This window comes from Acidaminococcus massiliensis, from assembly GCF_900095825.1.
Taxonomy (GTDB): Bacteria; Bacillota; Negativicutes; order Acidaminococcales; family Acidaminococcaceae; genus Acidaminococcus; species Acidaminococcus massiliensis.
In genome coordinates, this window is sequence record NZ_LT608315.1 from 126,593 (window position 1) to 140,806 (window position 14,214).

5 protein-coding genes are annotated in these 14,214 nt (G+C 54.4%); all 5 read right to left on the reverse strand.

Translation table 11 applies throughout. The annotated features are described in order from the left end of the window. Nucleotides 1–621: a hypothetical protein gene (locus BQ2657_RS00805; RefSeq protein ID WP_075578935.1), complete on the reverse strand. Its 621-nt coding sequence runs from the start codon at nucleotides 619–621 to the stop codon at nucleotides 1–3. Nucleotides 622–942: 321 nt separating this feature from the next. Next, nucleotides 943–11,238 (reverse strand): ESPR-type extended signal peptide-containing protein, encoded by a 10,296-nt coding sequence (locus tag BQ2657_RS00810; RefSeq protein WP_075578936.1) that lies wholly within the window; start codon nucleotides 11,236–11,238, stop codon nucleotides 943–945. A 156-nt stretch (nucleotides 11,239–11,394) separates the two neighbouring features. Next, entirely contained in the window at nucleotides 11,395–12,090 is a 696-nt protein-coding gene (gene tsaA / locus BQ2657_RS00815) for a tRNA (N6-threonylcarbamoyladenosine(37)-N6)-methyltransferase TrmO (protein WP_075578937.1), read from the reverse strand. Further along, nucleotides 12,090–12,722: a YSC84-related protein gene (locus tag BQ2657_RS00820; protein ID WP_075578938.1), complete on the reverse strand. Its 633-nt coding sequence runs from the start codon at nucleotides 12,720–12,722 to the stop codon at nucleotides 12,090–12,092. Before BQ2657_RS00820 ends, tsaA begins: the two co-directional genes overlap by 1 nt. 54 nt (nucleotides 12,723–12,776) lie before the next feature. After that, nucleotides 12,777–14,189 carry a hypothetical protein gene (locus BQ2657_RS00825; protein WP_075578939.1) on the reverse strand — a complete coding sequence of 471 codons (1,413 nt, stop codon included), beginning with the start codon at nucleotides 14,187–14,189 and terminating at the stop codon, nucleotides 12,777–12,779. Nucleotides 14,190–14,214: the final 25 nt, after the last annotated feature.

Sequence of the window (14,214 nt, forward strand, 5' to 3'; positions counted from 1 at the left end):
TCAGCTTCTGGGATTCCGGGTATTCAGTTCCCGGAGATCCTGTTGGGTCAGGCGGATGTACGCCGGACCATCCAGCAGCGTCCCCAGTTCCTCGGTCTGGAACAAGATGGAAATGCTGCCATCCTGGTTCAGGAAGAAATCTTCCGGCACCCGGGTCACCTTTTTCTCTGGATGGATCTTCACATCGCTGCTGTTGTAGCACTGGTTGGCCAGATAGCCGTTCAGGTCATCGACGGTGACCCGGACAAAGGCCGACAAAGGAAGCCGCTGACCGCTGGCCAATTCATAGACCACCCCTGCCGTTTTCACCTTGTTGTCGTTTCCCTGAGAACGCAGATCGCTGAGCACCAGGGAAACCAGCTGGGTGTCCTCATATTTTTCTTCGTACCAAGTACGGCCAGCCGTGAATTTCCGATCTACAAAGCCAGCCCGGAAATCATCCATAAAAGATTTGATATCTTTGTTGATCAAAGTATCCGCTTTTTTGTTTTTGGTATGGACCACCGGCCAGGTCATCTCCAGATTTCCCACCTGGGCTTGTTCGCTTTCCACCTCAGCAAAGGCTGGGATGGATAAACTGAGACAAAGGGCCAATGCTGTCAGAATCGCTTTTTTGAACATGGTTCCACGCTCCTTTTTTCCTTAATAGTCCTAGTATAACATAAAAAGATGCGGTTGCATAAACAACCGCATCTGGTCGGAAGTCGGAAGTCTGGAGCCTCAGGATAGAATCCGCCTGGCCAGTCGGATTCTTTTGATTGTGTAGAACCGTAGGGGGCGCAGGCCCGGTGCCCCGCAAACTGCACAAACTACCGGCAAATCGGCGGGCTCCCCGGCGTGGAGCCCCTACAGATCCGATTTACACCTTCAAAAATTTGCCTGCAAATTTATCCTTTGGCTTCCGACTCCAGACTCCCGACTTCTGACTTTTCTATCCGGCCCTTACCCCTTTACTTCCTTCAGTTCTGCCCGGAACTCGCTGGCCATCCGGTTCAGGCTGCCGTCCTGGTTCAGGATGGGGTTAGTGGTGGCTCCGTTCTTCAAAGCGGTGTAAAGGATCTTGGCGAAATCTTTCCGGGTCAGGAGAGGATTCCCTGCCACCTGGAGCCCCGCAAGGCCTTTCAGTGCCCCAGCCTGTTCCAGCTTCAAGGCATAGGCATAGGCCCAGTGGTTTTCCGGTACATCGGTGAACAGGTCGTCCCCGCTCACTTTCGGAGCCTCAGCCGGGGTTGCCTTCTGTTCTGTCAGCTTTTCCAAGATGGCAGTCTGCCGGGCCAAGAGTTCCATCAGTTGGCTGTTGGTGTCTGCCGATTTCACAGATGCTGCCGCAGGCCGCAGGGCAGGTACCGTCCGTACCAATCGGACCGGAACCTCTGCTGCAGGTGTCGCCGGTACTGCAGCCACCGTTTCCACAGGCCGTACGGAAGTCCGTACCACCGCCGGTTTCACCATCGGTGCGGGTTCCTCAGGATGGACAGCTTCCGCCGGAACTGTCACAGGCACCAAAGTCGTTGCTGTCGGAGCCGCCTTCACCGGTACCGGCTGGGAAACAGCTGAAGTCCGCCGGCCCATTTTCCAGGTGATTCCAGCGTTCACCATGTTTTCGCCGCCGCCCATGGCGATTCCCATGGACAGGATGGTCCGGTCATCCGGATGGTAATACATGCCCACAGCAGCTGCCCCGGCTCCCCGGTAGCTGCCCAGGCCGGCAGAAAAGTCCACCTTATCGTTGGGGTCATAGGCTCCCGGATGGAGGGCTGCTAGCGCCGCCGCTCCAGCTCCCACCCGATCGATCCGGGAATCCAGCTTGTCCACATCCCGGCTCAGCTGGCCGATGTTCCGGGTATTCTGTTCAATGCCCTCAGCCAGCTGCTCATCCGCCGCCCGGACCTGACCCACATTGGCCGCATCTGTGTCATCCGTACCAGCCTGGATATTGGTGATCTTCTGGCTGTTGGCATTGATTCCATCGCTGGAAATGTAGGTCTTATCTCCCACGTTGTATTTTTCCGCCGTGACGGTCTTAGCGCTCACAGCTCCGGCATTGCCTTCAATGGTCACATTCTTCAGGTCGATTTTTTCTTTGTTCAGGCTCAGTTTATAATCTGTGCCTCCGGTACCGTTCTTGCTCTGGCTGTCTACCTGGATATTGTCCTCGGCGCTGACAGAGGAGTGCTGGCCGGCCGTGGTATAAATCTGATCCATCCGGGTATCCAGCCCGGTCACCCGGTCATCCAGGTTGTTGATGGCACCGGTGACATTCATGGTCCCGTCGGAATTTTTCAGGGTATCATGGAGCTGGCTCACGTCCCCTACTTCACTGGCTTTGGCCACGTCTTTGATCACCACAGACCCCTGTTTCCTTCCCTGGCCATCGACTACATCCATGGAAACACTGTGAGTATCTGTCCGATCCGTCCCATCCGGATTTTTCCCAATGGTATATTCCCCGGTCTGGATGTGCTGTTCATTGTTCTGGGCCGTAGTGGTCACCTGGGAAATGGCCTGCTGGAGCTGGCTTTCCGTAGCAGCTTTGGTGGAACCGATGTAGCCTCCGGCCGAAGCTTCCTGGTTGGCTTTGGTCGTATCCCATTGGGTATTGCTCAGATTGCTTACCGTGCGCTCTGTACCGCTGCTGCTGATCATAACCCCATTGGTTCCTACAGTAACGCTGTTGTTTTTCAGAGTCACGCCGCCTGCCTGGAGAGATCCATCTGCGCCCAGGTCGATATCCTTGTTCAGTCTGACTTTGATATGCCCATTGGTATCCGCAGTCGTCGTTTCCGCAACAGTCGTGATATTTCCATCCCCTACAACGCCGATGGCTTGGCCCAGTACCTGGGAAACTTCTTTATTTTGATCGTCAGACAACTTGAAGCCGCCGGACTGGGAAGCCAGGGTCACCTGTTGGATGGCGGAAGCCAGCTGGGCTTCCGTAGCCGCCCTGTCCTTCACATAGTTGGACTGGTTCCAGGTAGTGTTGTCCAAACCGGTGATGTAATACCCTTCATCGGTGCCTACCCCGTCTTTCTGTTTGCCGATGACCAGGCTGATGGTATGTCCTTCATCATCCGTTCGCGGAGTAAAGGTAACGGTGTTCATACCAGTCAGATCCGCCTGGAGCCCATAGGTAAAAGAAGCACCGTTCTGGACAAGGGACAGGTTGTTCCCGGCATTGAAGGTTACCGTATCTCCTGCAGAAATCCGTTTATCCGCATCATTGGCCGTCTCATCCGTCTGGCTGCCGCTGCCGGATTTCCCGGAAGCAGCCGTCCAGTAAGTCTGGTTAATGGTTTCTGCCACATTCTTGGCAGTAGCCAAGCCATCCTCTGCAGTATCAACGGCAGATACTTTGCCGTCCGCAGCCGTCAGTGCCTTGGTTTTCAGTCCATAGGACACATTTGCTGCATCAGTTCCGGCCGCTTCCGTCTTGGCGGTCAGATACTGGCTGTCCGTCTTGAAGGATACCTTCTTGCCGGCGCCGATATCCGCCACCTTCTGTCCGTCATTACCGGCAATCTGCCAACCGCTGCCTACCTTGTCATTCACTTCTTTCAGCTGTGCCACATTGACAGCATCGGTATCTGCCGACCCAGCACCAACACCACTGATGACGTTACCACCATTGTTCAGTCCCTTATTAGACAAGATAACAGCTGTCTTGCCGGCTTCTGGAGTCTTGGGCGTCAGGGTAATGCCCTGCCCATTCTGGATATAGGTGTTGCCTGCTGCGTCAGTAGTCGTAACGCCTTCTGCCGTCTGGACCGTGGAGCCTTTCGTCGCATCGGACGTAGTGACTTTGGAAATACTGATTTCTGGATTCAGTCCATAGGTAAAGGTAGTACCATTCTGCACCAAAGTCAGGTTGCCATCCTTGGCAAAATGGATGGCGTCCCCAGCCTTGACTGCCGTTCTGTTTTCCGGTGTATTGTCGGCCACTACGCTGATGGAAGCACTGTTGATGGCATTGGCCACATCCTGGGTCGTTGCCAGGCCATTGGCCGTGGAAGTAACCGTTCCGGCCTTATCGCCGGTACCGGAGCCAAAGGTGCCAGTAGTCACATCCACTTTCACCGTGGCATTTCCGGTAGTGTCATCTTTGGCAACCACAGACTTGGTATAGTTGCCGTTATCATAAGTCACAGCTTTGCCAGCACCGATCTGCGCCGTCACGGCAGTCCCTTCTGCATTGTTCCCGGAAAGGTTCCACCCGCCGCTGACCTGGGTCTGGAGAGCATCCAACTGGCCCTTGTTGACGGCGTCGGTAGAATTTTCACCATTTGCTACGCCGGTAATCTTCTGACTGCCTGCATCAATGCCACTCTTGGTGAACTTCGGACCGCCAGTAATGGTCAGGCCATTGGTATCCAACGTGCTGTTGCCAGCGGTGACGGAATCAAGAGCAATCGCCTTGTTCAGTTTCACTGTCAAAGTAGCATTGCCATCCGCATCCGCCGCAGTCACTACGCCAATATTGTTGTCCGACAGCTTGGTAGAATCAGTTGTACCACCTACCACATTGAGCTGCTTGCCCAATTTCACTTTTTTAGCATCTGCATCATCGCCTTTGACGTTGAAGCCGGTTTCAGTAGTACCGGAAGCAGACGCCTGTACCAGACGTTTGACATCGCTGATATTGGCCGCATTGGTGTCTGTATCGCCACCGCTGGCTACATTGGTAATCTGCTGATTACCCATGCTGAGACCGTTGGTAGTCAGAGAGATGGGCTGTGCCCCTGCCGCAGCCGGAGTAATGGTTAAACCGCTTCCAGAAACCAGTGTCTGATTGCCTGCGGTATCTTTCGCTGTCACACTGGTTAAATCCGTCAGGGCTTCATTTAAACTGTAAACGACTTTCCCATTTTCAACCGCAGCCGTGATATTTTTACCATTGGCAAAATTGATGCCCTCAGCCAGTTTCCGGGTGCCCTTATCTTCCCCATTGGCCTGGAGTTTCAGATCATTGACCTTGACCGTGTAAGTCTTCACATTGTTTACATCGGTAGGCGCATCAATGGAAACGTTGTCACCAGCTGCCACCACTACTGCATTTTTAGCCTGGGCCTTGATGGCATCGTTGGAAACACTGTAAGAAACGGTCCCGTTTTCTGCCACACTGGCTGTGGTATTGGTCCCGTTGGTGAAATTCAGACCATTCTTCAGGGAAACGCCAGTGCCTACTTTAGTACCATTCTGTGATACCCCCAGATTGTCCACATTTACTGTATAAATCTTGTGCTGGTCGGTCGTATCCGTTTCCACTGTTCCCAGGGATGCATTGGCCCCGGCTCTTACTTCCGTAGTGGCTTTGGCAACAGCCGCAGTCATATCTGTGGTGCTGGCCGCCCCGAAGTCACTGAGACTCAACGTCGTTGCCGGAGTGGTACCGTCGTTGCTGGTGAAGGTGACTGTCTTGGCCGCCAAGTCCTTGCTCACTGTCAGATAGGTGTTCTTGATATCCACAGACGCACTATCACCGTCATTGCCAGTAATGGTCAGGGTGGACACATCATTGGTGCCTTTCGTCAACTTTGCTGATTTCAGAGCATTGTGAGTGGCACTGATAGTAAAGGTCTTGAGGGTACCATCCATATTCGTTTCCGGCGTAACCGTTACATTGCTGCCACCCGTTACATTGACAGCCTGTACTGCCTGTTTCCTGATAGCAGCATCGGATACATTATATTTAATGGTGCCATTGTCGCCTACTGTTGCCGTCGTGTTGGTACCATCAGCAAAGACAAGGCCATCTGCCAGATGGACGGACTTCTTCTCACCGGAAGTCGTCTTAACAGCCAGGTCATCCACATTGACGGTATAGATATTCTGGCCGTTATTGCCCGCTGTCTTCGTAACAGACGTCACGTTTGTGCCGTTGGTCACCTCAGAGGTTGCTTTCGCGGCAGCAGTAGCCAGTTCACCCTTAGAAGCACCGTCCAGGTCGCCCAGAGACAAAGTTTCGGTTGTCCCATCATTCCGGGCAAAGGTGACAGTATGGGCCGTACCGTCCTTGGTGACAGTGGTATAGGTATTCTTGAGGCCGGTGGACGTAACCGTATTCCCGTCCGCATCGGTCAGGGTCAAGGTCACGTCATCTTTCGTCCCTGTAGGAGCTGCAGATACCGTACTGAGTCTGTTGTGGGTGGCACTGATGGTCACCGTGCCATCTGCGCCGACGGCTGCTGTCGTATTGGTGCCATTCTGGAAGTTGATGCCTTTGGCCAGTTCTACTGTGGTAGTTCCAGTCCCATTGGCCTTCACTGCCAGATTGTCCACATTCACCGTATAGGTATGGTGTCCATCGGCTTCTGTATCGGCCAGAGTCGTATTGGTGCCCTTGGTCAGAAGAGTACGGGCAGATTGCAACTGCTTAACATTAACCGCATCTGCATCAGCCGTACCTGCCGTCACATTATGGATTTGCTGATTGGCTGCATCGATACCGCTGCTGGTGAATTTCGGACCGTTGGAAATCGTGAGGCCTGTGGTATCCAAGGTAGTCTTTACGGTACCGCTGGAATCAGCTACCGTTACCTTTCCATTGGTCCCATCCAGCTTGATGGTTTCCTTATAGCGGTCCCCGCTGCCGGAACCCAGGGAAGCGGAGTTCAGTTTTTTCAGGTCACTGGCCAGTTTTACGGAAAGGCTGTTGTTGGTGCTGTCGGCAATAACTCCGATGTTGTTGTCCGTAAGTTTGGTGGAATCCACAGTGACCGTAGTTTTGCCGTCAACGGTTGCCGTAGTAACCCCGGCCCCGCCGATGATGCTCAAGGCCTCGCCGGATCCCCGTTTCACCACCTCAGTGTCCCCGTCAGTCGTGTCACCAATAATGGAATTATCCCCGCCGAACCGGAGCTGCCGAGTGAGGGCATAGAGCTGGGAGCCATTCACTGCATCAGTGCTGGAAGCACTCACCAAACCGGCGGCCACGTTCTGGATCCGGCGTTCGGAACCAACAGTACCTACCGTGACAACGCCGGCAGGACTGCTGCCGGCATAGCTATAGCTGGCCCCATCATCATAGGCAGTATCCGTGCTGAGAGACTGCAGGCCGGCCGTGGTACCGCTTTTTTTCATGGCTGCCAGATTGGTGGCATACCGTGCCGCCGCTTTGGCCTTGGCCTGGGCCGCTGCTTTTTCCGTATCCGTCATGCCTGTGGTGTCCAACGCATCCACGGCTGCCTGTTCTGCATCCGTTAATGTAGTGGCATCGGCCACATTGGCATTCTTCGCTGCAGCGCCGGTACCCAGATAAACGGAATTGCCCAAGGTTGCGGTCACATCATTGCCCAGGATCTGGGTATCCGCCAGGGAAGTGGTGGCCGCTGCCTGATTGACTGTATTTTTATAGCCGATGACCGTCGTCCGTGTCAGCTGGTTCCAGGTCTTGCCCATATCATCAGAACCTGCCCCATCACGGCCGGTTACCGCATTGCTGCCACCAATCACAGTGATGTTGGCCGTGGTCCCTGCATTGGCTTCATCACTGCTGGCACCGGTGACACTGTTGCTGTTTCCCAGAATAGAGATATTCTGTACTGTATCGGAATAAGACCCCTGATTGATGGTGTTGCTGTTGCCGGTGATAGAGAGGCTGTCCATACCGTGTTTCGTATTGCCGGACGTATCGGCTACAGGATTCACCGTATTCTTGCTGCCATAAAGCCCACTGTAGGTAACGGCACCCCAGCTGCCATTGACATTGTTTTCACTGCCAACAGCATAAGTATTGCTGCCATTAATGGTATTGCTCTTCCCCACGATGCCGGAAGATGCTCCGTTGGCCGTGCTGGACGTGCCGATGACCACGGAATCAGCTCCCTGGGCATAGGCACTGTGGCCAATGGCAGTAGAACCACTGCTGTACGCCTTGGCGCCGCTGCCGATGGAGGTGGCGGCGCTATTCCGGGTTTCTGATTCGTAACCGATGGCGATGGACTGCTGACCCACTTTCACTGTGGTGTTGGTTGCAGGATCTGTCACGTTGGAAGTATAAACAGAGGCACGGGTACCCAAGGCCACAGAATTGTCCGTCTGGGCAATGGCAGAGGTTCCGATGGCCACACTGTTGGCTCCTTCGGCAGAAGTCACATGGGGATTGGCACTGGTATTGCCGCCTTCTGTGACCGTCGTGCTCGTTGCCGGATTGTCTGCTGTACCGAGAGCAATGCTGCCCTTGCCGCTGGCAGAGACGTTGTTGCCGATGGCTACGGCTTTGGCACTGGTGGCAGTGGCATTGGGACCGATAGCCATGGCGTCGGCAGCGCCAGTAGTGCTTGCCCCATCGTTGTTCACATTGGCCGTCAGGGTATCGCTGGACGAATTGATGGAAAAATATTTGGTCTGAGAAGCGGTGATTTTGCTTTCCACCGTAGAAATCTTGGAATCGATAGCCGACTGGGTATAGGTATCGCTGATTTTCGTATCCGTAGTCTTGATGGTACCTTCCAGATCAGTATAAGCAGCTTTCAACTGGGCTACTGTAACTGCATCCTGATCGGCTGCCCCGTCGGCCACATTGGAAATCCGGCGCAGGACTGTAGTGCCCGTGGCACTGGTAGTGCCGCCTACGGAAATATAGCCGTTAACAGAAGTGCTGCCGGTCAGATACCCTTTATCATAGGATGCAACAGCCGGAGCCTGGGAACCGCTGCCGATGGCAATATTGCCGCCTCCTGCACTGGCTTTATCTCCCAAGGCGATACTGTCCGTATCAGCTGCTGTGGCATTGTACCCCAGGGCCATGGATTTATCTCCCGACGCCGTTGCTCCCGTGCCTAAAGCTGTCGCCTCAGACACCGCATTGGCACTGTGCCCAATGGCAATGGATTCCTTAATATTTTTTGCATTTGCATCAGCACTCTGGTAATTGGCCTCGTAACCGATGGAAATGTTATAACCATCCTGAGGATTGGAATCGGCAGCAGCCGCATAGTTAATGCCGGACCCTGCATTGGACCCGATGGCCACGTTATAGCTGCTCTTGACATTGCTGCCAGCACCGCTGCCCAGGGCCACGTTCTGCATGCCTTTGACATTGCCCCCCGCATTGGTGCCGATGGCGATAAGAGAACCATAACCGCTGGTACGGCCTTCAGTCGTATCTTTTCCTGCCTGATGACCGATGGAAATGGAATCATTGGCATTGGCCTGAGCCCCGTTGCCGATGGCTACCGCATCGGTATTCTGGGACTCTGTTTTCACCGTATTTCCATTGGCATCGGTAGCATAGCCGATAACAATGGACTTGCCTGATACACTGGTACCGCTGCCGATGCTGATGCCCCCTTCCGTGGAAGTGGATGTATTTTCACCGATGGCTATCGCCCCTGCACCGGTAGCACTGGCGTTGTAGCCGATGGCGGTGGTATTGGATGTATTGGCTTTGGCCGTATTGCCGATGGCAACAGCATTGGTGGCGCCGCTGGCAACAGCTGCACTGGTGCCCAAAGCAATAGCGTCCTTGGCAGTCGCTACAGAAGCACTCTTGCCGATGGCCAGGGAATCGTCAGCATTGTTTCCCGTACCTTCGACTTTTGCACCGCTCCCAAAAGCAACAGCATCATTAGCACCAGTAACTATAGCGCCGCTGCCGATAGCTGTACTGCCGGAATTCACCGTTTTGGTCACAGTGGTACCGGACTGGGTGGTGTAGTTGTTGACCTGGGCCCCATTGCCCAGGGACAGGGCCGAATTGCCGCTGGCCTTGGCAGACGTTCCTAAAGCCACACTGTTTTCACCGCCCACAGCGGCCACATTTGCCGTTGCATCACCGACGGTAACTGTTCCCTTATCTTCCCCGGTTACAGCCCCTTTACCGAAGGCGATGCCCCCTGTAGCCGTTTCATTGACCTGGGCACCTGTGCCAACAGCCGTAGCGTTGCTGGCACCATTGACTATGGCTCCGCTGCCGATGGCCGTACTGCCAGCAATGGCTGCTGTAGTCTTGCCATCCTGATCCGTAGTGTTCAGCACCTGGGAATTAAACCCCAGGGCCACCGACTGATTCCCATTGGCCTTGGCACTGTCGCCGATGGCGGCACTGCTGGTGCCTCCGGTAATTGTGGTTGTAGAAGTTCCGGTACTGGTGTCGATTGACTTTTCCCCGGCCTGGGCGCTGGGCCCGACGGCTACGGAGTTGGTGCCGTTGGCAGCGGCATCAGCAGCGTAGGTTTTGGTGCCGTCAGAAGCAGTGGTCACTTCCGGATTCACCTTGAAATATTTGCTCAGCTTGGAGGTATAGGCAGAACTGTCCGTCATATCGATGTCCAGTGCCGCCAATGCCTTGTTCAAGGTAGCGTCCAGGCTGATCAGATTTTGGGCAGTAGTATTGGTGCTGCTGATGTAGTAATAAGTACCGGTGGAAGCCGGGCGCAATTCCGTATACAGAGTCGCCCCGGATACCAGGTTAGTATCGCCGATGGAAATGGTCCCATCATTATTGGCGGAAACGGTGTAAGTAATGGTCCCATCCCCTATTTCCGATCCGGTGGGCGTTACTGTGACCCGATTTCCTGCAGCCACCTTCACGGCCTGTTTGGCCTGTTCTTTGAGGACAGTCTTCCCGGCGTCAGTAATATTGGAAAGATCCTTCAGGCTGGTGATGTCTGAGGTATTTGCGGCAATACTGGTTTTATTGGCATTGATGGCAGTTGTGTTGTCTGTAATATTCGTTTTGTTGGCTGCAATGTTTTGGGTGTTGGTGGAAATATTGGAAGTATTGGCAGTAATAGCAGAGGTGTTTTTGTCAATGGCCGTCTTGTTATCCGCAATGGCGGTTTTATTATCAGAAATATTGGCTGCATTCGTGGCAATATCCGCAGTATTCTTGCCGATAGCTGTCTTGTTTGCAGCAATGGATGTTTTGTTGGTTTCTATATCGGTTTTGTTTGTGGCAATGTCGGCGGTGTTGGTATCCGCTGCCGTTTTATTGGCAGCAATATCCTGGGCATTCTGAGCCACCTGCTTGTCCAGAGCTTGGATATTTTGGGCATCCGTATTCGTATCAGAAATATAAGTGGTATTCCCGCTGTCCGTACTTCCCCCAGTGGAATCCGCCGCATACCCTGGGGATGCGATCATCAAAGCAGCCAGTAAGGAGAGCAGGACTTTGGCCAGGCCTCGGATTCCTCCTTTCCGGGATTCTGACACCGTTTTCCCCTTGTTCCGGGCATATTCCGGCACCACCTGGACCAGCTGCCGGCTTCGGTTGAAAATGACTTTATAGACCCGATTCATACAAACAACCCCTTTACCATTTCTTTACATAAGTCAGCACATGTCTTGACTTTATGGTAGTAAATTATACTCTTTTCCTATGTAATTGCAAGGGTATAAGAAAAAAAGAGCCATTATCTGCCAAAAGCAGACAATAGCTCTTATTTTTGCTTATTTTTAAGCATTTTCTAAAGAGATTACATATACAATTCCTTCTGTAATCCGGAACTTCGCATTCCACTGTCCAAAGGCCATCCCATAGACCCGGTCAGGATCTTTCTGGTAATGGGGCCGAGGATCCTGGGCCAGGATTCCCAACAAAGCACCCCGCTGGTCTTCCGGCAGTTTTGCCAAAAGATCCGGAGGACAATGGACCTCCAGCGTGCCGTCCGCTCCCTGGGCAAATCCGCTCCTGGCTTCCGGCCGGGCATCAGCATAGGGAACGTAGGGCTTGATGTCGTAAATGGGAGTCCCGTCCATCAGGTCTGCCCCTTTCACCCATATTTCCGGGCCCTGGGGCCCATCCCAAGCAATCTTTTCCAATTCCACTAAAGAAAGACCTAGAGGATTGGGACGGAAGGGAGACCGGGTGGCGAAGACTCCCAGCCGGGTATTGCCCCCCAACCGGGGCGGCCGCACTGTGGGAGACCAGGTGTGATTCCGGGAGAACCCCCAAATCAGCCATACATGGGAAAAGCCTTCCAAGCCACGGAAAGCTTCCCGTTCCCGGAATCCTTCTGCCATTTCCACCCGTCCGTTCAGCTCCGGCACCAGGCCGCTCTGCCGGGGCAGACCGAATTTCTCCGGCAGCAGACCCCGGTACCAGGCCACTGGCCGCAGAGTCAGCACTCCGGCTGCTTCTTTGGGTTCCATCAGTCGACCACCGTATCCACGTTCAGATCCTTATCCACATAGAACCGGGTTCCCTTGACAGTCAGGTCTGCAGCCAGGCCCTTGGTGGTCACCTGGTACATCCACATACCTGGAGCCACCTGGAAGGATCCTTCCAGGGCGTCCCCGTTGACCCCATCGCCGGCAGCAGCCACCGCTTCGCCCCCAAAAGTCCAGCCTTTGGTGATGAAAGAATTGAAAGCGTCTTCATTGCCGAACACAAAGATGATATTGGACTGCCGGACCCCCAGGCCCAGGCCCACCTTCATCTCACCCATCTTCATGAACACTTCCCGGCCGCTGTGCTGGTTGATGGCACGGCCCCGGCCGTGGCCGCCCCCCAAAAGTCCCACGCTGTAGCTGGTGTCCACGAACACCGCATAGCCAAAGGCGTTCTGGATGGCCTTCCGGGATTTGGGTTTCTTGTGGTACAAGTCCAGCAGGGCTTTATAGGTCTTGGTCCGCAGTTCCGCTCGTTCCCGGTCCTCTTTGGTCAAAGGGGCCGTCTGGGCCGTTTTTTCACTGGCCGGCTGGGCCGCCCCCGCAGCAAAGCAGGGAGCTGTCAAAGCCAAAGCGGCCAGCAAAGATGCCGTGATTTTTTTCGTGTTTTTCATGATCTGACCCTCTTCACTTTCTACTCTGCATTCTTCGCCCTACACTCTGTACTCTTACTTCTCCGGTTTCAGATAGCCGCCTCCCTGGAGTTCGTAAGTCTTGCCTCCCAGCCAGGTGTTGGCCGTATTGCTGCTGTTGTAATAGATGGTATGGCCGTTGCCTTTCAGGTTGGTCATAGCCGGATTCCCGTCCGTAAAGGCATCCAGATGACAGTCAGCCGTAATGGACCAGCTGGAAGAAGCATCCAGGTTCACATCTGCCTTTTTCGCCGTCTTATCCGTATTGATGGCGCCGGACCAGTGGCTTCCATTCTGGAGATCCAGCAAGATGGTGCTGCTGGCATCCGCGGACACATTGCCGTAGAGCCCTTGGTTGTTGGCCATGAAGGTCAAATCCCCGCCATTGGTCCCTTCATCTCCGAACTGATTGGCTTCCACCCGGATCAGGGTGCCGCCCAGATACTGCATGGTGGTCATTTCCGAATAGATCCGGGCTGCAGTATTGGTCACATAGAACAGGGGCCCTTCCTTCAGGCTGCGGAGGGCAGAACCCTTGGCGGAGAACCGGCCCAATGCCTTGCCGTCGGTGCCGTTGTCCCGGGTCTTGTTCTGGTAGAGCATCACCCCGTGGGTGCCGTTGCCGGACAGGTCCACATATTCCAGATGGATGGAATTATTCCCTTCCACCACGGCGATTTCACTGGCCCCAGCCGTGCCTTTGGCTTCGCTGAGCTTGATGGCTCCCTTGGAATACAGCAGAGGAGACCCTTCCCCAGAAGTATTGATGGTGCTCTTGCTTACGGTGACACTGGCTCCGGAAGGTTCCGTGGCCAGCGCTGCGGACCGGAGGCCGGCAGTTCCGATATTGATGTTGTCCGCAGTGATCTTGCCGCCTTCCGTGGCATCCAGGCCCCGGGAAGAAGCCCCGGTGGTCCGGATGTTGGAATCATGGAGCTTTACGCTGCCCTTAGCTCCGGTGGCGAACACTGCATTGGCTCCGTCCGCTTCCGTACGGATGGTACAGCCGTCCATGGATAGAGCCCCATCCGCTGCCAGGACGGCAGCATTGAGACCATGGAACTTGCTGCCCAGTACGTCCGTAGTGGCTCCGCTCTTGGTGATGGCTCCATGGGATAGGGACACATCCGCTCCATTCTTCACCAGGAGAGCGCTTTCATCCGCTTTCAGGGAAGCATAGCTGTCAGCCAGGGCCGTCTTTTCTCCTGTAACGATCTTGGCAGCTTCATAGGCATCTGCCGGCAGAGGTTCTGCAGCTGCTTCCCCGGTAGCTGCTGGGGTTTCCGTCCCGGCTGCTGCCGTTTCTGTTTTGGCAGGAGCTGCTTTTTCCGTCTGGACAGCTGCTGGCTTTCCTGCCTCCGGTGCCGTTTTCTTATGGGCTGCCCAGGCACAGGGAGTGGACAGTAAAGAGGCCAGGATGGCCAATGTCAAGATTTTGGATTTTTGCATGAGAATCCCTACTTTCCTGTGTAAA